This window comes from Bacillus sp. GbtcB14 (genome assembly GCF_019091205.1).
Taxonomy (GTDB): Bacteria; Bacillota; Bacilli; order Bacillales; family Bacillaceae_G; genus Bacillus_A; species Bacillus_A cereus_AG.
The window spans coordinates 111,467-136,001 of record NZ_JAGXJT010000003.1 but is presented as its reverse complement, the minus strand read 5'-3'; the positions used below and the strand labels follow the sequence as shown (position 1 = coordinate 136,001).

The window sequence follows — 24,535 nt, the reverse complement described above, 5'->3', positions numbered from 1 at the left end:
TTACAACCCTTTGTTTATCCTAAAATAATATTTTTATATCTCCTCTAAAAATGCACGAAAAAATTCCATCTAATAACAGTATTAATAAGATTATAGTACCTTGCAAAGAATACTACTAAATGATATATTTGTAAATATTGGAATACCCAATAATTGGAACACTCCTTATAATTCTTATCCCCCTTTTCAAAAGATAGGATTCTTAGCTGTAATTCATCATTTTATAAAGGAAAGTGATTGTTATGAACAAAAGTGAATTTTTGGAACAACTTAGTTCTTCCCTGCGGAATATGCCTAATGCAGAAAAGAAAGATATTATTTCAGAGTATGAAACTCATTTTATCAGTGCTAAACAGGATGGGAAATGTGAAGAAGAAATTTCTAGAAAACTAGGAGACCCTAAAACTATTGCTAAAGAACTTAATGTTTCCTATGCAATACAAAACGCGGACAATAAACGAAGCTTCAAAAATATGATAACCGCACTATTTTCTGTTATGAGCTTAAGTGTTTTAAACTTTACCTTTATCATTATCGCCTTTTTCGTACTACTCTTTTTATTACCGATTCTTCTAGCCCTTATCATTGCCACTCCATTATTAATCATCTCACCTATTTTATTAATAGGATTAGGATTTTTTAAAGGATTTCATCAAATTAGTTATTCCGATGTTTATAATGTGTTCATCGCTTTTTGCGGCGGTTTACTCATATCCGTCATATGTTATCAAATGGTCAAACATCTATACGCACTTTTAGTAAAGTATTTGAAATGGAATATAGCTATTTTACAAAGACACTAATGAATGTAAAAGGAGATTAAAATGAAGAAATATACTTTATATTCACTCATGCTGCTTACTCTTTTATTTCTACCAGCTTGTTCAAACAATGCACAACCTAAGGAAGAAAACGATGTACAATCTATTAAAGATGTTACGGTTAAAATTCCGGAAACTATATTCACTTCCTCAAAAAAGAATGAAACTATTAATGAAGATGAAATGAAACAAAATATAAAAATGTATTTAGATTATAGTGGAGAATTATTTGAAAACATCGTCCCACTTTCGTCAGCCATGTCTGACGAGAGTGTCACTGAATCTGACCGAAAGAAATTACAGCAACTAGTAAATTTAGCAAAACAAAATGATGCGAACTTCGATCATTTTATGAGTAACAATACGATCCCTGATGATTACAAACAGCCTTCTAGGGAAATTCATGATTACATTTCCGCGTCTACCGCACTTTCAGTAGAACTAGATCAGGAAATAGACAAACTCGCTCAAGATGGTAACTTATTCAAAACTGATTTTTCTTTTACAAAGCGCCTTGAGAAAGTTAACGGTAGAAAGCAAAAAGAAATTGAAAAGTTTTTGAAGGAAAAAAACATTAAAACTAAGTATCTTAACAAATAACGATATACATAAAAAAAATTGAAATCTCTCAGATGTATCCCCTTCAAAATAGTCATTCACACACTAATTTTGAAGGGGATTTTTCGCAGAAAAGTTCATTCCATCCATTTCTATAAAAAAAGGCCCCCTTGAAGGGAGCCAAAATAAACTACAAACTCAAAATAAAAACAAATAATGGATGATAAAATCACTATATTGACAAAGTATAGGATTTTTATCCATTGGAGTAACTCGAAACAAAATAACTTTTTATTAAAGGTTGATAAAGATAATAAAACAACAACTTATGAATACAGCAATTTTTTTTACCGTGTCTTAAAATAATTGACTGTCTTTCAAATAACTCTATTTTTCTTATTAGTATATACTTGAATACGACAGAACAACTTAATACAAGGCAGTATATTAAATTGTTCGTCCTCGCGAGTATTCGTTTGCCTTTAATTAAATTATAGTATATTATCCAATTTATTTCACCGAACGATTCCCACGCACGAACGCAATTGTTCTTTCGGTAATTCACAATCACTTCGCTTATAATTCAATTCTATCTCACAACAATAGAAGATGAAAAGCTGTAAATAAAATGCATAAGAACCTTCTTACATGTAAGAAGGCTTTCAACAATTACTATTACATAAAACAGGTTACTCTTTACGCTATTTAATACTTATAAAATGGGTACAAAGAAAAAGGATAACTACAACTATGTACTGAAAAATAACAACTGAGAATTAATACAATAAATAGCGTAAAGCGTACTAAATGAACACTTAACTACAAACAAAAGTTAAATTATTTATTTCCCTATATGTATAGTATAAATAGCAATTGTTCTTTTTTCACCGAAAAACCTTATCGTTCAAACGCAATCTTGCTTCGCGAAATATGAAACAGTAAAGAAAAACACTGTTTTTAAGTAACAGTGTTTTTTCTTTATTCTCTCAAATTTATTACTTCTCATCCTCTTTCTTCTTTGTTCGTCTTCCCAACCAAAATACTAAAACTAACAATACAATAAGTAGTAAAATGCCACCTATTATATAGTACAGAGTATAATCTTTTTTGGCCTCTACCGCTGTATCATTTAACCTCTGTGCTTCTTTCCCTTCAATCGTAAATTTCTTCGTCCACTCCCACTTCTGATCACCATCCGTTGCTTTCATTTCTAGACGGTATGTTCCTGGCTCTAAAACTTTATTGTCCCAACTAATTGCATAATCAAAGTTAGAATTTGGTGCCATTCTTAAATTTTCTTTTTTCGTTTCATGCAGTACATCTTTACCTTTTTCAGTGTAAACTTTTGCATCTACACTTAAATCTTTTAACATTGCTGGTTTTACATTTTGTAAATTTGCTGTCACTACATTACGTGCATTCACTTGGCCTGGTTTTACTTCATTTAGCTTCATATCTGGTTTTACTTGGGCGTCTGTTTCTCTTAAGACAACACCAATTGCGTATGCATATTTGTTTTCAATCTGTACATTATCAGATGTTCCTTTTTCTTTTTCATCTTCTTTTTCTTTAAAATACAATCCACCTAAAATAACACCATCAAATGATTCAGCTGGCATTTCAATATTCACATCTAATGTAACTTTACCTTTCGCTGGAATTTTTGTTTCTTTTTGTACTTTAGCAATTTTAGAAAATGGGGTTTTAAGTGTAGAGTCTAATTGAGGATCAATCGTGCTATAGTCAGTAATACCATTGCTATTTGTAATAGCTGTATTCGCATGAGTTTCTACTATAACCTCTTTATCCGTATCATTTTTCATTTGCACTTGAATTGTTTGCTTTTTACCTGGTTCCATCTTTAAATCGAAATATGTTTGATTCTTGTCAACTTGGTTTTCTGGAATTACTGCTGTTACCGCAAATTTCATTTCTGCTGCGTGCGTTGTAACACTAACAAAATTTAAAATAAATACAATGGCTAATAAACTACTCAATATTTTTTTAATAGATTTCATACTATATTCCTCTCATATTCAATAATTTGATATACAAACGAAAGAGATAAAGATATTAAATCTATCCTTATCTCTTTCTATGCCCTATATGATTAATCTTTACAAAGTTATATTACATAGGTGCGTCTTTTAATTCCCAAGTTAGAGAAGTTGTGTACTCAGCTTGTTCTTTCTTTGTTTTACCTGGAACACTTAGCTCCACACTCTTCTCCGCATCTTCTACTGATTTACCGAATGTGTTTACCCATGTTCCCATACCTTGCTCTTCTTGCGCAGTTACAACATCAGATGCTTGACCTGGAGTTAACTTAATATCCTGTGCAGCTTTTGGTGCCTCACTTCCAGATGCTGAATGTAACGTTCCATTTTTCAACGTTAAAGCTGCTCCTGTTAAATCCCTACCTTCTGCAGTTTTAAATTGGTCGTTTTGTGTTACTGATAACTTCCATCCTGCGTTTGTACCACGGTTATCCGTTACTTGTACGTAGTTTGGTACTTTCATTGTCTCAGTTGTATCTTTTTTTGTTACTGAATCTAAACTAGCGTGGTAAATTTCGTTGTTACCAGAAGCTTTATGTTTTTCAAATTGGAAGTTTGATACATAGTCAATACTTAATGGACCTTGTGTTCCTGGCTCATGTGGGTCTTTTGGATCGTTTGGATCTTTTGTTTCTACTTCAACATCTGGATCTAGTGGACTAACTGGATTTACAATTTCAGTATTTTTCTCAAATTTGATAAATGCTTTTGAGTTTAGTGTTCCACCATCTTCAGCTGCAAACGTTGGTGCTCCTGCTGCTAATACTGTTGAAAATGATACCGCTCCTGCTAATGCTAATTTCGTTAATTTCATATAATTTATCTCCTTTTATCTCTTTTTTCGTTTCATGATTATTTGTGATGAATTATTGTGGTGTATCTTCTAAAGTCCAAGTTAATGATGTTTGGTATTTCGCATCTTTTATTTTTGCAGTTGAACCTGGTACAGATAATGTAACACTTTCTACTCCTTTTTTAGCATCTTCACCATACATAGTTACCCATGTTCCCATGCCTTTTTCAGCTGCAGCAATTGCTACTTCTTGTGTATCTCCGCTTGGATTTAATGTTACTTCTTTTACTTCTGGAGCATATTTCTGATTTGTTGCAGACTTTGCAACTGGATTACTTAACTTCAGTTCAGCACCGTCTAATGCTGTTTTCTCTTTATCATCGGCTATAAACTGACCATTTTGTTTTACTGTCAATTTCCATCCTTTGTTTGTTCCACGGTTATCTGTTACTTGTACGTAGTTTGGTACTTCTGTTGATTCTGTTGCACCTTTTACTTTCAATGTATCAAGTTTTGCGTTATATACTTGATCATTACCTGACATAACTTGCTTGCCAAAATGGAAATTTGATACATAATCAATACTTAATGGACCTTTTGTTCCTGGCTCGTGTGGATCCTCTTTATCATTAGGATCTTTCGGTTCTACTGTTTCATCTGGATTAAGTGGGTTAACTGGGTTCGTAATTTCTTCACTTTCTGTAAATGAAACATCTGTAACTGATTTCATTGTTGCAGCTTCTTCTGCAAATGCTGGTGCTCCTGCTGCTAATACTGTTGAGAATGATACTGCTCCTGCTAATGCTAATTTCGTTAATTTCATAATTTGCCTCCATTTATATAATTCTATTTATTTAAATAAAAACTTGCGTTTCTATTTTTCCTATTTTTACTTCTAGCTAGTGTTAGCAACATAACAAAAGCCGCTATAATACTACTTAAACCTAAATATTGAAACAGATAAAAAGATTGTCCACCTGTTTTCGGTAGCTCCTTCTTATTTATCCGGTCATCAGATGTATCGACTACTAAATTAGATCCATCCGGTATCAGTGAATCGATAATTGTAGTGGGAACATAACTATTTGAAAAAGTAATTCCTGCTTTTGAATTCATCTTGTCTGCTAATACCTTTTCATGAAATGAGAATATTGGTATAAAAGCAAGCATAAACAACATCAAGAATAAACATTTTTTTAGCATTACATTCTCTCCTTTCTAAAATTTATATCTATATTTCTCTTAGATATATCATCTTAATTAGGAGCATCCGTTAGTGTCCATGTTAATTCACCTTGATATTTTGTATTTACTTTCACATTCGGCCCTGGTACTACTTGAAGTCTAATTCCCTCATTTTGTTCCCAGTTCACTTCAATACTCTTATCATCTGTCGGTGTATGTGAAATTACTTCTACGCTCTCTTTACTTAACGTAAGATCAGTTCCATCCTTTGTTGTATAGACCATCGCACCTTCTAATTTATCGTTAGTACGAGACGTAAGTGGTTTTGTTTCCTTTACATCCACACGCCATTTCTGTCTCTTTATCCTTTCATCTGCTACCGTCAATTTCCCATTCATAGAAGTAGGATTATATATCGTTGGTTTGGATGGAATAAGCAAATTTTCAAAAGAGATTGTTTGTGGAACATTCACTAATTTCAAGGTTCCCACTACTACTTTTATAGGTACTTGTATTCTTTCCTCTACTCCTTGTGCAGTGCGAATTACAACTGTAACAGAATAATCTCCTATAACATTTGTTTTTGGAATTTTCTCTAAACTAACTACAGATATTGGTTTATCAATATTATCATCCGTATCTACAGATAAGTCTGTTACAAAGGTCGAAATATCCATCTTTGATAAATCTGTGTTAATCCTTACAGTTTGTGGAACCGCTTTTCCTTTAGGGGTACCTTTGTACTGTATTTTCGCAATACCTTGATTACCTTCTTGTCCCTTTTTATCTCCATCAATATAGTTTTTAGCAGAAACAGGGACCTCTAGATAACCCTTTTTATAATACTTCTTAAAGTCAGCCCCTTCTTTCAAGGAGCCTCGAATTTGCATATCATAAAATTTACCACCGAACTCTGACTTATTTACAATATTAGCTTTGGCAGTAGCTGTAACCTTATCATTTTCACGAGTAATATCAAAATAACTACTTATATCCTTTTCATCTTCATCTAAAATCTTTACATTTTTCACATTGAAATCTGGATTTACTTTACTCTCAAGTACAAATGAAGTTGGATTAGAAGATGCAATGGCTTGCGGGGGCATATCTTGATATACATGATAATATAGTTCTCTATCAGCTCCCCCCGTCACTTCACCTATTACTTCAGGATGCGGTATACCAACTTTGGACATAGCTTCATATTCATATCTTACCCGTGATGTTGAGTCTCCTAACCGATGGATACGCATCGGTAATTCTGTTATCCCCGTATAAGTGAATGTCATATTTGTATCTTTTCCAGCTGCACCACCAGCAGTTCCCACAAAATTAGCAGTGCCATCACCATTATCTTTATATGTTATTGTCGTATTATCATACGTGTATAAAGAATTGAAATGCTTTTTATCTACATTTAAGTCTATAGCCTTATGACTATTTAATTTATTAATGTTCCACATACCAGATACCGGCACTAGCTCTCCCGTTTCATAGTCATAAAATTCATAAGAAATATCAGCAGAAGATCCAACTGGCCCCCAATATCTCATTTGCAAGAAATCTTTTTTACCACTTACTTTACGCGGAGTGGCTACATTGACTTTGGTGACTCCATCGAGCTTTATTATATTGACACGTATATCTAGCCATCTGCCCATATAAATTCCGGCTTTCTCTATATGAACATACGACTCCTTATCGGGATTTACGTTTGTAAAGTCATAAGACTGGTATGTTGAGTTAGTATCTGTTGTACTCCCAACAATTTTATACTTTACTTGTGTACTCCATCTCCATTGAAGGGCATGTGCTCCTGGAATCATAGATCCCGTACCATCTTTTGAACTAATTACATTAACATTTGGATACTGAATAATCCTCTGATGAGTTTCATCTGCATGTTCTACCAAGGCAGTAGCAGTCTGTTTTTCTTCCCCTACCTCTACTATTTCTGCGTTCGTATCTTTGGCAGCATTTAGTTCTTCTCCATTACTAGGTACGCTATTACCTTCTTTAGAGTCCCCATTTGATGTAGCCTCTGATTTTTCTTCCTCTTGGGCATTTCCATCTACCTGACCAGATATTCCCTCAGTTGGCTGAACATCTACTTTTTTATCACCAGTAGTATTTTCAACTACTCTCGTCTCTTCAGTCAATTCCTCTATTTTCTCTATCAAAAGATTATCTGGTTCCTGAATAGCTTCCTGAACATTTTCTGAAACATTAAGATTAACTGCTTTCGTTTTTACCTCAGTGTCCCCATATTGAACCTTTGCCACAAATGCAAAGTCCCCTGGCTTATTTCCCTTAATTGATAAAAACACTTTACCTAAACCACTACTTTGCGATTTTCTTTGGATTTGAATTGTTGAATGCTCTACCACATGGATTGTTTCAATTGTTTCATTAGTTTCATTCAACTTTTTTGTAGCTTCTTCATTGAAATTTACGCCTTCAGGTAATTGCAACTCAACCTTATCATCTTGATTCCCTGAGTTTTCGATTTCTAAAACGATGTCCTCATCTACCTTTACCTTACTTTTATTTGCTTGCATAATAAAAGTCGATATCTCATCACCTGTAACAGCATAAGTGGTGGTCGAAAAAACACCCAAAGTACTAACCTGAGTAAATAGAATCCCACTAGCTAAACATATTTTCCCAAGCTTCTTTGTTCTTCCTCTCAATTTCCTCCCCCTTTCTTTCTTACTAAAAGATACCTAAATTTCATGGGATTATTGTTGTACAATTCCCTAACTTAATTATCTTTCTCTCCGTGTCACTTCATTATCGCTTCCGTCAGCTACGCTAATTTCAAAAGACACCCAATCTTTCATACTCCCATCCCATTTAGATACCTCTTCTTGTTCTTGTACAATCAATGTAACTTTTCTAATCTGTATGTCACATCAACTCCCTTCCTAGATTAACCATTTTTTTCAAATATCGAAACGAAAAAACAAGGTAATGCCACGCAAAAATACTTGCGCTACAACGCAAGTAAATCCCCTTTCTACCAAAAAAGGTTCCTTCCCAAACAAAATTGGAAAAGAACCTCTTATCAAACATTTTATTTTCGGGCTTATGTCACTAAGTACCGTTTAAGGTTATAAATCAAGAGAAGGAATAAGCCACAGCTCTTTCGCTTTCTGAACAGCTTCCATCCGAGAAGAAACTTTTAATTTATGAAATATATCTGTCAATTTATACTCAATAGAACGCTGACTTAAATTCAAAATTTCAGCAAGCTCTTTATTTGTTTTCCTTTTACTCACTTCTATTAGAATTTGTTTTTCATCTTCATTTAATGAAATTTTGTTCGTAACTTCTCCATCTTCATTGATCATATTCGAAACTGTTCCCTTTATTCTTAACTGCAGAACAAGTTGCTGGGATAGAACTACTTCTTTTTTTACTGCATGACGGATTGAAGTAATTACTTTTTCCTCAGATGAGGTTTTACTTAACACTCCTAAAACTCCACTCTCTATAAGTAGATTATAGTGCGAAAACACATCAAATCCTGTAAAGATAAGGATTGATGCCTCTGGATGTAAATTTAAAATTTCCTTAGACAACTCTAAACCGTTTATTTTCGGCATTTGTAAATCTATTAAATATACATCGTACCGCTTATTTTGTATAAGTTCACTTACATCCTCACTATTATGTAAAACATCAGCCTTTATATCGTCATACCTTTCAATTAATGCTTTAGTTCCTAATCCTACTGCAACATGATCATCTACTACAAGTACTGAAATCATATTCTCACCCTTTCAATATCATCCCATCATCTGACGACTCATCGGAAACTAATTATCTTTAAATTTAATAATTATTTGCAAACCGAGATTAGGTTTTGATTCAACAGACATCTCTCCATTCAGACTTTGTATCCTAGTGACAATCCCGGACAAGCCTAACGTATTATATGAATGGTTTACTTCATCTAACTTAACACCTATCCCATTATCTACATAAGTTAAATATAGGTGATCATCTTTGTGAAATAATCTTATCGTTACATTTGTCGCTTTTGAATGTTTCATTGCGTTGTTTAATAGTTCTTGTATAATTCGATAAATCGCTTGTTCATGTTCAATACTAGGAACAACAATTCTTTCAGGAATATCATAATAGAAGAAAAAGGTTGCTTTTAAATTAACCTGCTTAAATAAATTCAGTAGTGCTTGTTTTAAACCTAACTCATATAAAAATGGCGGCCTCAAATTATTACACGTTTCACGAATTGTATAAATATGATCTAATAGTTCTTCATGTATTTCATTAAGTATATCTTTCATTTCCTCATCTTTAACACGTTCATTATAACTCTCAAATTTTCTAGTTAAACGTATTTGATCTTGCAAAACCCCATCATGTATATCACTTGCAAGATTTGTTCGTTCTTTTTCCGATAGTTTGAACATAAGTCTCGCCAACCATATTGGTGGGTGCTCTAAATTTTTTATCTCCTGTAATTGCTTTAATAAATCTTCAATTTGATTAGAACACTCTAATAATAAATCTGCATAATTACATAGTGTTTCAATCCAAACTACTTCATCTACATTTAAATTTTCTTTTCCATTATAATTACACAATAAAATAAGCATTTTTTCTGTTGAAGCAGTTAAAACAAATCCAAAGTGTTTTTCTAACTGTACGATGGAACCAACCTTGTAGGTGTCTAGTTGATGATTAAATAAAGTTTCTATCGTCCGGTGCGGAACATATTCACTATCCAAAACACGGACAGACCTCTCAATTTTATTTATTTCTACGCAGCACGTCTCTTCAAGTTTTAAAATATCCGCTATCTCTCTTCGCATGCTATAAATTAAATTTGATAGTTTATATTCATTCTTTGCTTGATGTAAAAATCGATGCAAACTGAATTGATAATTTTTTTGATGATGGTATAAACTTTTTCTCAACTTAAAATCTATATAATCCTTAATATATAAAAAACAAATACAGATAATAATAGCAATAACTCTAAATTTTATCCACTCTAATAGACTTGTCTCACTATCTTCAAAAAGTACCATAGTTAATACTGCCAAAAATATGTTAATCCCTACAGATAAAATAATATAATGCGGTAGTCGCTGAACGATAAATCTAAAATCAAACAACTTCCCTGCAATTACTAAATAAAACAAGCACACTGGGATAAATAAAAAGAAAATCCCCGTTGTTTCACTGCTTATAAATTCTTCTCCATAATATAAATTTGGAATTAGATATAAACAAACAAATGGGGTTGCCGACACAAAAAAACTAATAATAATAATTTTCAAATATTTAATATAACTACTATTTTTACTTTTAAAATAAAATCTTACTAAAAGGTATACTGTAAAACAAAATAATATAAAACTTAAAGTGATTGTAAACAAATTAGCCCATTCATTATGTTTTATATATACAAAAATACTCACTATAATAAGGAATAATGATATCACATTTAAAACTTTTAATTGTTTTGGTATTAAAAATTTTATTTGATTATCCAAGAAATAAAACATCATGAATCGAATAAAGAAAGTAAATGAACATACTAATGAAATTGAGGCCACAATGAAAGATAATATATCCTCTCTTTCAACAGCCATAATGCTAATAAAATTTATTCCAAGAGAAATTAAAAAATATACTAGATTAGTGGTACTACGATTCATTTCAGGGACAAACATTAAAAGATATAATGCCATCAAAAAACATACTACATAAAATCCAACTGGAATGATAAAATGATAAAATAATTGTTTGCTATAAGTTGTATATTCTATCTCATACTCTTTTATTTCCCCGTTCCTATTTAGTGTGATTTTTTTTGCTTGTTCAATGGAATGATACGCTACAACTGTAAAATGTTTAGATGGTGATTCGCCATCAATTTTTTCTATAATATCTCCTATTTGGAAATCTCTTTTTCCCGCCCAACTATATTTTGATAAGTCGTATATAACATATTGGTTAGAATCTAGTTTTACAGATATACCTATTTCTGGATACTTAATTATTATATTAGCAAAATAACAACTAACTATAAGCGAAAATAATAAAATCACCAACTGCCACTTAGATTTCCATATTCTCGCTATCATTGAATAACTCCTTTTGCAAACACATCCATATACATTGCCCCCCTAGGTATTTTAAAAAGGAAGTTTTTTGATTTTCATTCCTCAATAAAGATAGAATTATTTACCTTATACTCTCAACATTAAAAATAGATCCGCATTTTTTCAAAGGTAAATAAAATATAAATTTCCCTCCCTAGGTATTCTTAAAAGGAAATTTTTTCGATTTTTATTCCTTAATAAAGATAGAATTATTTATCTTACACCTACAACATTAAAAATAGCTCTATATTTTTCAAAAGCAAATAGATTACATACACTTCTAAAAAATTAGAACCCCCCATAAAAATATATACTTATTATCATTAGATTAGGAAAAAATTATAACACAAAGTAAAAAAATTTATAAGATAACTTTCCGTCGTATATAATATATTAATATATTATTACTTTCGTACTATCTGGCTGATGTGTTAAATAAAATTCATTATTCTTCTTATAAATCTCAATACCTTTTGTGAGTATCTTTACATTATTTATAAAAATAGTTGAATCATTTACCCAAATATTTTCAACCAATTGCGATCCTTGATAAAAGAAATCATTTTCTATCATCATATGAAGTACATGTTTCGCTAATATTTCCGTTTTAAAACTATTTAAATCTATAAGGGTCTCCATCTATTCTAACCTCTTCCATTTATCTCTATTAATTGTCTCATTAGTAAATACATTATATGTAAAAATTACGATTATTTCACCGAAATACTAATGCGCTCTCACGAAAGAGATAGGCGATTACCGAAAGAGAATTCCCTCAATATACTTTTTATACATATAACTTCCCCGACTACGTTGCTCTTTTATTAATCACCAAATAAGGTTCGCCGCATTATAAATGCGCGTAAACGAAAAATCAATATCCTTCCCGTTATATATATAGTATTTTACATGTAGAAAGTTACATTCAAAGTTCCATAAAAACCAAAAAGACGCCCCCTAGGGGCGTCTTCCATCATTACGCTTGTTGTTGCGCGTTATATAAATCTTCAAGTGGCTTCATGATAATTTTGTTAACGTCAGTGATAACGATGTTTAGGCGTTGTTCAGTTTCCATTAACTTTGTGATTTTAGCATCTTGTTGAATGCGAACTACAACTTCTTGTGCTTGTTGGTTATCTTCTTCAGTGATCTCTTGACCTTGCATCATTTTTTGTTGTAGGCCAAGTTGCATTGTACGGAACTCATCGAATAAGTTCTTTGAAGCTGTATCAGCTTGAACTGCTGCGTAGCTCTCTTTTAACGTTTTGAAATCTTCGTTTTCAGCGATTGCTTTTTGTAATTCATATGCTACATCATGAATGTTTTTTGTCATTTTATTTTTCCTCCTTTAGAAGGCTAGCGCTTTTCTCTCGCACTGCCTTTTACGTGCATTTACATACGCACCTCTTCTTACCATATCAAACTATGCAAGAGATGTGAAGAAATTTCACTTTTATTTGTATGTACGTATCTTATTATTTAAGAAACAACAGTAATAACCCTTGCACGATTCCAATCATTCCGCCTAATAAGGCACCTAAATACGTAATCATTTTTAGTTCATTTTTTGTAATGGATAGAACTAAATCTTCTAGTCTCTCTGTTGAAAATGTGGATACTTCTTGCTGGACAATTTCCGCCAAGTGGAGATTATTTAGTATACTTTCTACGTTTTCTGTTCCCCACTTCAAGCCTTTCGTTACTGCGCTTGGGACTACTTTTTCCATAATTGTTTCTCGAATCGGTTCACATACTTGCTGCACAGATTGGTTTAAAAACTTATTCACTGTTTCCTCAACTTTAACTGCAGACAATATGGAGTTTACAATCATTTCTTTTTCTACAAACGTTTCTACTTCTTTTACATCTCTTCCTTTTAACTTTTCCCACTCTTTTAGTAGTACATCGGTTAAAAGCTGCTTTGTGCCATCTTGCCCTAAAAACTTAATGACTTCTGGCTGCACACGATCCACTACACTTACATTCCCTAAAAACATTCCGACTAAGTTTAATAACGTCCCGCGAGAAGCAAAGAAATCATCAATCATTTTTGAAAGACGAGCTTTCCCTTCTTCACTTTCAAAAAAACTGATTCCTCGATCTAAAATAAACGCTGAGACATTTGGGATCGCATTCTCGATTTTTTCATGAACAGAATGAGGTAAAGCCTGTTCCCATGTATATGTATAGTACTCCGCTAAAAATGCCTCTATTTTTTCTATAATCACATGCTCGATTTTCTCGATTGCTTCTTTTTCTACATGCGCTACATTCCATTTTTCTAACATTTGTCGTAACGATTGTTCATTCGTAATTACTTTATCCACTTCTACTTGTGCCCAGTGAATTAAACTTTTTTGAAACTCTTCATTTGTTAGCTTCTTTCCGATTCCTTCTGGCGTTAACAAATGCTCTACAACCATTTTCCCTAATTGAACAGCAAGCTCATCGCGGCGTTTCGGAATTAACCCTGGTGTAAATGGAACTTGAAACTTTCCAATATAAATAGGGCGATGAGGACGAAATAACATTTTTATCGCTAAATGATTTGTGAATCCTCCAATAATTGCTCCGAGCCCTGTCGTCGTTAACATACTTAACCATATATTCATTACAATCAACCTTTCGCTTCTCCAAAACTATAGCATATCATCATACGGACAAAAGTATAATGGTATAAAAACGTATTTGCAATATATAGCTTCGCCTATTGTGCCAACATTTTGTTAGTAAAGGAGTGATTTCGTTGGTTCTCGGTATTTTAACTTCTCACCCTCATTATGAGCAAATGTATTACACCGAAATCGCTAAACGCGCTCGGCTTTATCATAATGTCGTTGCCCAGTTTACGCCATTTGGTATTGATCCTAAAACAGATCTTATTTCTGGTCTGATTTATGATACTGATACAGGAAAATGGAAAGAGCAAACATTCCCTATTCCTTCTTATATATACGATCGTTCTTCTTTTAACGAGGAAACAGACTTTGAAAAAGCAAAATCAATTATTCAATCATTACACAACCGTCCTACCACTACCTTTTTAAATAACACACTCATTGACTTAAGCGAACTACATGATGTATTTCTCACGAATAAAAAATTATCTCCTTATATACCAAAATTTGAAATAGCAACGATACAAAATATTTTCAAACTGTTATTAAAAACAAAAGATATTATTATACGTCCTACTAACACACAGTCCAATGAAAGTCTGTACCGAGTCGCTTACAAAAACAAAACGTTTCATGTCGATACAATAAATGACGACTATCACACTTCTACTCCAATCAAGCGGACAGATGAATTTATATCTTGGTACAAACGTAATATACGATCAGCACGTTACATCACCCATACCATGCTGCAACCACCAAATCAATTAACATACCCACTCCATATTCGAACCATTTTGCAAAAGAATAAAGAACAACAGTGGAATGCTATTGGCCAATTTATACAAAAAAGCTCATTTCCGAATCAACTTTTACTTTCGGCAACGGATGATTCCTCACTGCATTCATTTTCAAAAGTTAAATACGTATTATCTAGTACCGGTGTACAATTATTACAGGACGCTTTATACGACATTATAAATGAAGTATTTCAAACATTAGATCAATCTTATTCTTCGTTATTCGAGCTAGAGCTTTCCACCATTATGGATCAAAAAGGGGCAATTTGGCTTATGTATGTCAACACGATTCCCCCATACGAACATTACATTCGTCATAGTGATGCATTAGCCGAAAAAATATATCACGGACCACTAAAGTTTAGTCGCTTCACACCATAATGAAAGGGGGTAAACCCATTTTGAAAGAGCATATATATACATTAAATATTTCAGATGAGCATCCAAATAGTATTACTTTACCTTATATTTTTTCCATTACACCACCCATTACATCCCTTTCCTTCGGCGTACGCCATGTTGCAAGTGAAGAGGTGAAAATTCATTATTCCTTTACTCGCGAAATCATTATCGGACAACAAATTGCAGAGAAGCTTTTGCTTCCTCATTCCACTACTATCCATGCATTCACGCAAAATGAAACCATTATTTTTGGACCATTAATCGGGATTTTCACAACTGGTTTTAACGATGACTCTTCTAACCCTTTAGGAAACCGATCAACTTCTCTTGGCGAGTTACTAACGCCGCCATTCGCCTTGCGACCATTTGTATTCGTTTTTGGTGTGCAACATATAGACTGGGAAGATGAAACAATTGAAGGGTATTTCTTTCAAGAAGGGCAATGGATTAAGAAAAAAGTCCCGTTACCGAATGTCATTTATGACCGATTGCCAAATCGTAAAGCCGAAAATTATAAACCAATCGTAAGAGCAAAAAGAAAATTAGAGCATGACTATGCTATTCCATGGTTTAATCCAGGATTTTTCAATAAATGGGAAGTACATCAACTTCTTATGAAAGATGAATCCATTATTCCCTTATTACCAAACACGGAAGCATTTCAACATTTCGAACAAGTAGAACGATTTCTTGGCACGTATAAATCTGTTTACATGAAACCGATACACGGTAGCTTTGGGAGAAACATTCATCAAATATTTTACTCTCAAACAGAGAATTGCTACTACTGCCGCTATCGCGAAAATGAAGAAAATAAACTAAGAAAGTATCAATCATTAGAAACGCTTCTGAACCATGTGTTAAAAGGACATGATTTAAAAAAGTTTATCGTACAACAAGGTATTTCCTTACTTCGCTTCGATGGGCAACCTGTTGATTTTCGCATTCATACAAATAAAAATCATTTCGGCCAGTGGATGGTCAGTGCAATCGTTGCAAAAGTTGCTGGCAAAGGTAGCTTAACAACGCATGTAAATAGCGGTGGCGATACAAAGTTACTACAAGAACTTTTTCCGGATTCAACGAAACAAGTTCAGATTGAAAATAAATTAAGACATACAGCCTTACAAATCAGTTACGCGCTCGATGAACAAGTAACCGGAAATATTGGAGAAATTGGTTTTGATATCGGTTTAGACACAGGGGAAAACCCGTGGCTCTTTGAAGCAAACTCTAAACCTGGGCGAACTGTATTCCAAGATGAAAAGTTAAAAGAACAAAGTGAACTGACGCGCCAATTATTTTACGAATATGCCATCTACTTAACTGAACATTCTTTGCGCGATGCAAAAGAAAAAATATCTCAAATAAAATCCGGAGCTCCATCAAACACCGAACATATCCCGTCTCCTATGATTCACTCACAAATACGAAAACAAAAACTTCCACCTCATTCATAAGGTGGAAGTTTTCTATTTACACAAGTTTTACTACAACTTCTGTTTCCACATTACACATCCCGCAATAAAAAACATGATTGCAGTACTCTTGTGATTTACTATGTGTTAAACCATCTACTGCATTCAATAATTCTTGATCCATATACGCACTATAATCGTCTATGTAATCTACAGTTTTCCCATAATCTTGGAGTATACCTTGGCAATTTTGACAAGAATATGTTTGTGATTCTAATGCGTTGCAAAGCGGGCAAATTCCCATCACGATTCCTCCATACGTTATCATTTACAAGCAGATAGATTGAAGAAAGCATCTAGCTGTGCATAGGAGCGTCCTGTCCCACCCCTACTTAAAATAGAACTATAAAGTTGCTACCGAATTCATTTTAGTAAGTCATAAATAAGCAGTTAATGATTTGCCCCACAATAGCGGGATACAAAAAGAAAAACATATTTCATATCGCTCTTAGTTTAGCCTTCTTTCTAAAAAATACAACGATTACTCTTATTTCATAATTTACGAAACCACTAAGATTTTTTTACAAAATTTACAAATTATTATTTCGTATATCTTTCTAGGTAACATCCATACTATGAGTACAAACTTAATTACCGATGGATTAGCGCCAAACGGGGCGATAATCTGGTTCAAATCCAGCTAGTCCAACCAAAAAAATTTTTATAACTCTAAGGAGGATATATTCCTATGGCAAACCAAAGTTCTTACAATCAATTAGTAGTACCAGGAGCAACAGCTGCAATCGATCAAATGAAGTACGAAATCGCTCAAGAATTTGGTGTACAATTAGGAGCAGATTCTACGGCTCGCGCTAACGGTTCAGTTGGTGGAGAAATTACAAAACGTCTAGTTGCAATGGCTGAACAAAGCCTTGGCGGATTCCAAAAATAAATATATATGGCAAAAAGGTCTCAGGGTATATACCCTGAGACCTTCCTTCATTTACTGCAACATTTGTAAAAACTTTTTCGTGCGTTCTTCTTTTGGATTTGTAAATACATCTTCTGGTGTACCTTGTTCGACAACGACACCGCCATCCATGAAAATAACGCGGTTCGCAATTTGATGCGCAAAACGCATTTCGTGCGTGACAATAACCATCGTCATGCCTTCTTTAGCAAGTTCTTTCATGACTTTCAGAACTTCTTGAACGAGTTCAGGATCAAGTGCTGACGTCGGCTCATCAAATAGTAACACTTCCGGCTCCATCGCAAGCGCGCGAGCAATTCCAACGCGCTGTTGTTGTCCGCCTGATAATTGGAACGGATATAAGTCTACTTTATCCGCAAGACCGACTTTTTCAAGGAAATAGTTTGCTTTTTTCTTCGCTTCTTCTTTCCCCATCTTTTTCACTGTAACGAGCCCTTCCATTACATTTTGAAGTGCTGTTAAATGCGGAAATAGATTATGGTGCTGGAATACCATACCTGTTTGCGTACGAAGATTGACAATATCTTTCTTCGATACTTTTTGAGAGAAGTCGAGCTCTTTATTACCGATGCGAATATTACCAGCGTTCGGCGTTTCTAGCACGTTGAGACAACGCAGGAATGTCGTTTTACCAGATCCAGATGGGCCGATAATAACAACAACCTCCCCCTTCTCAACTGATAGATCTATATGTTTTAGTACGGTATTATCTCCGAAACTTTTTTGTAAATGTTGAATTGAAATCATAAAAACAAAAACTCCTTTTATGAAAGGGTTATTTTAGAGTGTAACGTTCTGAACGTTTTTCTAATATTTGTTGCACAATAGATAATAAGAAGCAAATTGCCCAATAAATTAAACCTGCTTCGAAATAAACAATTAAAAACTCGTAGTTCATTGCCGCAATCTCCTGCGCTTTTCGGAACATTTCTGTTACTAAAATTAACGATGCTAATGAAGTATCCTTCACTAAACTAATAAATGTATTCGAAAGCGGCGGGATAGATACGCGTGTCGCTTGCGGTAAAATAACACGTTTTAACGCTTGCGGGTATGTCATCCCAATTGTGTAAGCTGCTTCCCACTGTCCTTTCGGGATTGAAAGGATAGAAGCACGAATAATTTCAGATGCATACGCACCAACATTTAACGAAAATCCAATAACTGCTGCTGTATACGGCTCAACTTCAATATTAAGAGTTGGGAGACCATAGAAAATAATAAATAACTGTACAAGAAGTGGCGTTCCGCGAATGATAGATACATAGATACGAGCAATCCATTGTAAAATACGACTACCTGAAATACGCGCGAGCGCCGTTAACGTCGCAAGTATAATCCCGATAATAAATGTAATAAGCGTTAATGGAATTGTCGTAAACACAGCTTCCTTCAGCATAGGCATGAAGGAAGACTGCATAATATCTATCCAAGTAGACAATCGATCTGAAATCAACGCACTACTTAGATACATTTTCACCGAACCATTTTTTCGCTATTTTATCGTACGTACCATCTTTTTTCATATCTTCTAACGCTTTATTTACTTCTTGTACTAGCTTGTCGCTACCTTTACGGAATAAGAATCCACTTTGTGACGCTTCTTTTTCTGTATCTACAATTTTAATTTTTGCATCTTTTTTCGTTTCTAAGTAGTTTAACACTGATAATTTATCATTAATTGTGAAATCAACACGACCAGTGTTTAATAATTCTGCAGCTTGGCTAAAGCCTTCTACATTCGTGATTTCTGCGCCATTTTTCTTAGCAATATCTGCATAGTTACTTGTTAAAGATTGTGCTGCTTTTAATCCTTTTACATCAGCAAATGTAGCAGGTTTATCTTTATCTTTCGCAATAACTAATACCGCTGAAGATGATACGTATGGGCTAGAGAAGTCATATTTCTTTTGACGATCTTCACGAATACCAACTTCGTTTGCAACCATATCGAAACGTTTTGCATCTAGACCAGCAAGTAAGCTATCCCATTGTGTTTCTTTAAATACAGGTTTTACTCCTAAACGTTTTGAAACTTCTTCTGCTAATTCAACATCAAATCCAGTTAATTTATTGCTTGAATCGTGGAATGTGAACGGTGGATATGTACCTTCTGTTCCAATTACAAGTTCACCACTTTGTTTTATCTTTTGTAACGCATCTTGATTAGCTGTATCTTTTTTCTCTTCTTTACCACAGCCCGCTACAATCCCGATCGCTAATGTAGTTACTGCAAGTACTGAAAATAATTTTTTCATGATGGTAATCCTCCAAGTATTCTGATAGGAATTTAAAAACTATATTGATTGTATGCAATCTTGAACAATTTTTCAATGAAAATGTTCTTATTTAGTTTATCCTTTTTCTTCATAATCAAACAAAAGGGGAAAATAACGCTACATACAAAAAATAAGTAACATTTTTTAATATAGCATTTATAAAGAAAAAGGTAAAACAATACTTCTTATTTAACTGTCATGATTTATTGAAGAATCGATATGTTCACCAATAAAAAAAGAACTTGCGATTTTCGCAAGTTCTTCCTCTTCTTAAGCACTCTGGTTTCCTTCCATTTGCGTTTTGTACATATCGTAATAACGCCCGCGCTTTTTCATTAGCTCATCATGAGAGCCTTTTTCTAAAATCGTTCCTCTATCAAGCACAATAATTTGATCTGCGCTTTTAATTGTGGAAAGTCGGTGAGCAATAATAAATGTCGTTCTCCCTTTTTTCACAACTTCTAGCGCTTGTTGAATCATCGCTTCCGTCTCCGTATCAATACTAGATGTCGCTTCATCTAAAATTAAAATGGCCGGATCAAAAGCAAGTGCCCTAGCAAACGATATAAGCTGACGTTCTCCGGTGGAAAGTGTACTTCCTTTCTCCGTAATTTCTTCATTTATATTGTTCGCAAATCGTTCAGCACCAACATCACGTAATGCTTTTACGATGCGCTCTTTTGAAATTTTTTCATTCTCTAAGCTAACATTAGATGCTACTGTCCCGCTAAATAAAAACGGATCTTGCAGTACGATTCCCATATGTTCACGAGTTGCTTGTTTCGGCATCTCTTTTACATCATGACCGTCAATCGTAAGCTTCCCTTTTTCAAACTCATAAAACTGGAAGAGTACATTCATAATGGAACTTTTTCCTGATCCCGTATGACCGACAAGTGCCACTGTCTCGCCTTGTTTCGCTTCAAAAGAAATATTTTTTAACACTTCATCTTTTCCATTATAAGAAAACGACACATTATCAAATTTCACATTTCCTTGCAAGCGAGGCATACGTTCCTCTTCTACCGCTTCCCCTTTTTCCTCTAACAATTCAAAAACACGTTCTGATGCAACGCGCGATTGTTCTAAGTTAGCAAGCTGATTTACCATATTTGTAATTGGTGAGAACAATCGTGTTAAATAATCAACGAACGCATACAGTATCCCTAGCGAAATGACGCCTGTAGCACTTAATGAAGCACCACCGAAATACCAAATCACACCTGTGAAAGCGATATTTCTCAATACAGACACTAAGTTATGCGAAGTTGCGGCATTTAAATTCAAAATTTTATTTTGATATTTAAAATAATCGCCATTTAATTCTTCAAACTCTTTTTTCGTTTCACGCTCTTGACGGAACGCTTGAATAATTGGCATCCCTTGAATAGATTCATTCACTGTTCCGTTAATATCAGATAAACGTGAACGCATTTTATGATTGTATACAGACGCATACTTTCTATAAAGAATCGCCCAAACGATTAAAATCGGGATGATAAGTAAACATAACGTCGCCAATTTTACATCGAGTAAAAATAACGCCGCAAATATCCCGATAATATAAATGATACTAGAAACGAATGTCGCAAGCACCGTTACGTATAAATCCCGAATAGCTTCCGTATCATTCGTGACACGCGATACAATTTTCCCTGCTGGTAAATGATCGAAATAACGAATCGGCAACGTTTGAATATGAGAAAAGACATCTTCCCTCATAATTTGAATAATTTTGTTCGCTGCCTTCTGTAAGAAAAATTGCTTTCCGTATGCAAATAATGAAACGACTACTAATAAAGCGAAATAGCCACCACCAAGTAATAATAGACGGTTTATTTCTGGTTTATAAAAAGCAAACACTTCTTCTTTCGTTAATGCTTTCGCTTTATACACTTGCACCGCCTTACCATTTTGAACGGTAATCATATCACCTTTTACAGTACGTGAGCCTTCAGCATTCACTTTATTCGGCACAAAGTAATATTGAAAACCGACTTGCATCACGCGTACTTCTTTTCCTTTTTTCTCACCTTGTTCAAAGCGATCACTTCGCTTATAAAAGGTACCATTATACGAAACAGCCTCTTCACTCTTTTCTGTTTCATACCAAGGTTTCTCTATTCCAACGATATGATCGTCAATCATCGTTTTCGCGACGAAAGGACCAGCAAGCTCTGCGATGACGAAAATAAATAACATTAGCATCGCTGCAAAAATCGTCCCTTTTACTTTCATCGCATATTGGAACAATCGTTTTGATACGCTCATATTTTCACCCCACTATCCGCACTTTCACTTTCCCCTTGTTGTCTTTCAAACTGCTCAGCATACCAGCCTCCGCTTTTAATAAGCTGATCATGCGTACCCTCTTCCATTACTTCACCTTCATCCATAACGAGAATCCAATCCGCATGTTGTACGGCAGATAAACGGTGCGTCGTAATAATCGTCGTCTTTCCGCTTCTTTCTGTTCTTATATTGTCAATGATCGCTGCTTCCGTACGAGCATCAACAGCTGATAAAGAATCATCCAAAATTAAAATTTCTGGGTTTTGAATAACAGCTCGTGCAATTGAAATCCTTTGTTTTTGCCCTCCTGATAAAGAAACACCTTTCTCTCCAACGAGCGTTTCTAACCCTTCTGGTAAAAACTCTAAATCCTTTGTAAACGCCGCGATTTCAATCGCTTTCTCGAGTTCTTCTTCCGTCGCTTCTCGGTTTCCAAATAAAATATTTTCCCTCGCTGTTTTTGAGAACAAAATATGTTCCTGCGGTACATACCCAATCCACCCGAGTACATTTTCATTCGTTATGTTATCTAACGTCACATCAGAGACTGCAATATCCCCATCTCCAAGCGGATATTGACGAAGAAGCTGACGTACGAGCGTCGTTTTTCCGCTTCCTGTTTTTCCAACAACCCCAAGCGTTTCCCCTTGTTTTAATGTAAATGAAACCTTTTTTAAATTTGTTTCAGTTGATGAAGGATATGAAAAGGTAACGTCATCAAACTGAATATAATCCGGCTCTTGTACAAGCTTTGGATTTTTCGGATCCTTTACATCCGGTTCATACGCTAACGTTTCATTCACACGGTCGAGTGACGCATTTCCTCTTTGCATAACATTAATTAATTCGCCAATTGCAAACATCGGCCAAATCATCATCCCTAAATACACGTTAAATGAAACAAGTTCACCAAGTGTCACCTTTGATTGAAATACAAGATACGCGCCATACACTAAACCAATTAAATAACTAAGACCAACAAGCATTTTCACAGTTGGCTGGAATAATGCATCGATTCTAGCTACTTTCATATTTTTTTCGTAGACGTCATCTCCTAAATGATGAAATCTTTCCTGATCTGCGTTCTCTTGTACGTATGCACGAATAACGCGCACGCCAGCGATCGATTCTAATACTTTATCGTTCATATCACCGAACGCATCTTGCGCAACTGTAAATCTTTCATGCAATTTCTTTCCATATATATTCATCGCATACGCCATAATCGGAAGCGGTATAAGTGCCGCAAATGTAAGCTCCCAACTAATTGTAAATCCCATCATAAAGACAATCGTAAGCATATATAAACTCGAATCCACGAGCGTTAATATACCGAAACCAGCTGTCATAGCGATTGCTTTTAAATCATTTGTCGCTCTCGCCATTAAATCACCAGTACGATTTTTATGATAAAACGTCGGTGTCATTTTAAGTAAATGCCCCATAAATTTAGAGCGCATCGTCTTCTCCAGTACGAATGCACCACCAAACAATTGATGTTGCCAAACGAAAGTAAGACCATATCCTATTACCGTAACCCCTACTAAAATAAGAATAAATTGCATAATCGCTTCATTCGTTAACGTTCCTGTTTTTATGTTATCAATCGTAACCCCTAGCACTTTCGGGGGAATGACTTCAACTATATTTACAATTAAAAGAGCTCCAATGGCGATACTATATCTCTTCCAATGCTCTTTAAAAAACCATTTTAACTTTAGTAATACTGATAACAATGTAACCTCTCCCTTCTCGTTCTCGCTTATTTCTCATTCTTTATCCGCTATCCAGACCCATCACATTTACATTTCGTAACCCATACAATCTCATCACATTTTTCCACCTTCCAAAATTTTATATAGTAACATGGAAAACAAAAAAAAGCATACCGCCGCTTGACGATATGCACAGAAATGCATAAAAGCGTACGTTACGATATACGCAACGTACGCTTTTTATAAGACAAAGATGCCCTATATATCCGTACGGGTTGCGTAATGATATGAATGTTTTCTGCCATTTAACAGAGCTAAGCCCATTACATTTACGATTACAATCATTACGCACACCCCCTTCATTTATTTTCCATTTATAATCTTACAACTATATTGAGTATTCTGTCAATTATTTTTTTACACACCGAATAAAAATATACGCTACATCATTTTGAAATAAGAGAATGTT

The 24,535-nt window shown here is 34.3% G+C and carries 21 protein-coding genes; 5 read left to right on the top strand and 16 right to left on the bottom strand.

Annotated features, from left to right (window positions below; translation table 11 throughout):
- Positions 1-242 precede the first annotated feature (242 nt).
- Both KVT31_RS09695 and KVT31_RS09690 read left to right on the top strand, forming a co-directional pair.
- On the top strand, positions 243-803 hold the full coding sequence (locus KVT31_RS09695) for an HAAS signaling domain-containing protein (protein WP_088095307.1): 561 nt from the start codon (positions 243-245) through the stop codon (positions 801-803).
- A 21-nt stretch (positions 804-824) separates the two neighbouring features.
- Positions 825-1,421, top strand: coding sequence for an NDxxF motif lipoprotein (locus KVT31_RS09690; RefSeq protein WP_088095306.1), 597 nt, complete (start codon positions 825-827; stop codon positions 1,419-1,421).
- Between the two features lie 953 nt (positions 1,422-2,374).
- On the opposite strand, the gene KVT31_RS09685 is transcribed toward KVT31_RS09690, so the two are convergent.
- The 10 genes from KVT31_RS09685 to KVT31_RS09640 form a co-directional block, all read right to left on the bottom strand.
- The gene (locus KVT31_RS09685; protein ID WP_088095305.1) at positions 2,375-3,397 is read right to left on the bottom strand and encodes a WxLIP family cell surface protein; all 1,023 of its coding nucleotides are present in this window, start codon (positions 3,395-3,397) and stop codon (positions 2,375-2,377) included.
- A gap of 112 nt (positions 3,398-3,509) precedes the next feature.
- Positions 3,510-4,250: a WxL domain-containing protein gene (locus KVT31_RS09680; protein ID WP_088095304.1), complete on the bottom strand. Its 741-nt coding sequence runs from the start codon at positions 4,248-4,250 to the stop codon at positions 3,510-3,512.
- Between the two features lie 52 nt (positions 4,251-4,302).
- A complete protein-coding gene (locus KVT31_RS09675; RefSeq protein WP_088095303.1) occupies positions 4,303-5,052 on the bottom strand; it encodes a WxL domain-containing protein in 750 nt (249 codons plus the stop codon).
- Positions 5,053-5,075: 23 nt separating this feature from the next.
- Complete coding sequence (locus tag KVT31_RS09670; RefSeq protein ID WP_088095302.1) at positions 5,076-5,432, bottom strand: LPXTG cell wall anchor domain-containing protein; 357 nt, start codon at positions 5,430-5,432, stop codon at positions 5,076-5,078.
- Positions 5,433-5,485: 53 nt separating this feature from the next.
- Positions 5,486-8,104: a WxL domain-containing protein gene (locus tag KVT31_RS09665; protein ID WP_088095301.1), complete on the bottom strand. Its 2,619-nt coding sequence runs from the start codon at positions 8,102-8,104 to the stop codon at positions 5,486-5,488.
- A 420-nt stretch (positions 8,105-8,524) separates the two neighbouring features.
- Positions 8,525-9,184, bottom strand: a complete 660-nt coding sequence (locus tag KVT31_RS09660) for a response regulator transcription factor (protein ID WP_088095300.1) — start codon at positions 9,182-9,184, stop codon at positions 8,525-8,527.
- A 48-nt stretch (positions 9,185-9,232) separates the two neighbouring features.
- Entirely contained in the window at positions 9,233-11,533 is a 2,301-nt protein-coding gene (locus KVT31_RS09655; protein ID WP_088095299.1) for an ATP-binding protein, read from the bottom strand.
- Between the two features lie 411 nt (positions 11,534-11,944).
- On the bottom strand, positions 11,945-12,190 hold the full coding sequence (locus tag KVT31_RS09650; RefSeq protein ID WP_088095298.1) for a hypothetical protein: 246 nt from the start codon (positions 12,188-12,190) through the stop codon (positions 11,945-11,947).
- Positions 12,191-12,527: 337 nt separating this feature from the next.
- Positions 12,528-12,884 (bottom strand): YlbF/YmcA family competence regulator, encoded by a 357-nt coding sequence (locus KVT31_RS09645; protein WP_088095297.1) that lies wholly within the window; start codon positions 12,882-12,884, stop codon positions 12,528-12,530.
- 142 nt (positions 12,885-13,026) lie between these two features.
- Positions 13,027-14,163, bottom strand: a complete 1,137-nt coding sequence (locus KVT31_RS09640; RefSeq protein WP_140392360.1) for a DUF445 domain-containing protein — start codon at positions 14,161-14,163, stop codon at positions 13,027-13,029.
- A 134-nt stretch (positions 14,164-14,297) separates the two neighbouring features.
- On the opposite strand from KVT31_RS09640, the gene KVT31_RS09635 reads away from it, so the two are divergent.
- On the top strand, positions 14,298-15,350 hold the full coding sequence (locus KVT31_RS09635; protein ID WP_088095295.1) for a YheC/YheD family protein: 1,053 nt from the start codon (positions 14,298-14,300) through the stop codon (positions 15,348-15,350).
- Positions 15,351-15,370: 20 nt separating this feature from the next.
- Positions 15,371-16,831: a YheC/YheD family endospore coat-associated protein gene (locus KVT31_RS09630; protein WP_088095294.1), complete on the top strand. Its 1,461-nt coding sequence runs from the start codon at positions 15,371-15,373 to the stop codon at positions 16,829-16,831.
- Positions 16,832-16,847: 16 nt separating this feature from the next.
- Here KVT31_RS09630 and KVT31_RS09625 read toward each other — a convergent pair whose 3' ends face one another.
- Entirely contained in the window at positions 16,848-17,093 is a 246-nt protein-coding gene (locus KVT31_RS09625; protein ID WP_088095293.1) for a hypothetical protein, read from the bottom strand.
- A gap of 444 nt (positions 17,094-17,537) precedes the next feature.
- On the opposite strand from KVT31_RS09625, the gene sasP reads away from it, so the two are divergent.
- Positions 17,538-17,741: a small acid-soluble spore protein, SasP family gene (gene sasP, locus KVT31_RS09620; protein ID WP_000013349.1), complete on the top strand. Its 204-nt coding sequence runs from the start codon at positions 17,538-17,540 to the stop codon at positions 17,739-17,741.
- 51 nt (positions 17,742-17,792) lie between these two features.
- Here sasP and KVT31_RS09615 read toward each other — a convergent pair whose 3' ends face one another.
- From KVT31_RS09615 to KVT31_RS09595, 5 genes are all read right to left on the bottom strand, one after another.
- Positions 17,793-18,527, bottom strand: coding sequence for an amino acid ABC transporter ATP-binding protein (locus KVT31_RS09615; RefSeq protein WP_000623593.1), 735 nt, complete (start codon positions 18,525-18,527; stop codon positions 17,793-17,795).
- 28 nt (positions 18,528-18,555) lie between these two features.
- A complete protein-coding gene (locus KVT31_RS09610) occupies positions 18,556-19,254 on the bottom strand; it encodes an amino acid ABC transporter permease (RefSeq protein WP_088095292.1) in 699 nt (232 codons plus the stop codon).
- Positions 19,241-20,038, bottom strand: a complete 798-nt coding sequence (locus KVT31_RS09605; protein ID WP_016089167.1) for an amino acid ABC transporter substrate-binding protein — start codon at positions 20,036-20,038, stop codon at positions 19,241-19,243. Before KVT31_RS09605 ends, KVT31_RS09610 begins: the two co-directional genes overlap by 14 nt.
- 291 nt (positions 20,039-20,329) lie before the next feature.
- On the bottom strand, positions 20,330-22,330 hold the full coding sequence (locus KVT31_RS09600; protein WP_088095291.1) for an ABC transporter ATP-binding protein: 2,001 nt from the start codon (positions 22,328-22,330) through the stop codon (positions 20,330-20,332).
- A complete protein-coding gene (locus KVT31_RS09595; RefSeq protein ID WP_088095290.1) occupies positions 22,327-24,087 on the bottom strand; it encodes an ABC transporter ATP-binding protein in 1,761 nt (586 codons plus the stop codon). The genes KVT31_RS09600 and KVT31_RS09595 overlap by 4 nt, the downstream gene beginning before the upstream one ends.
- Positions 24,088-24,535: the final 448 nt, after the last annotated feature.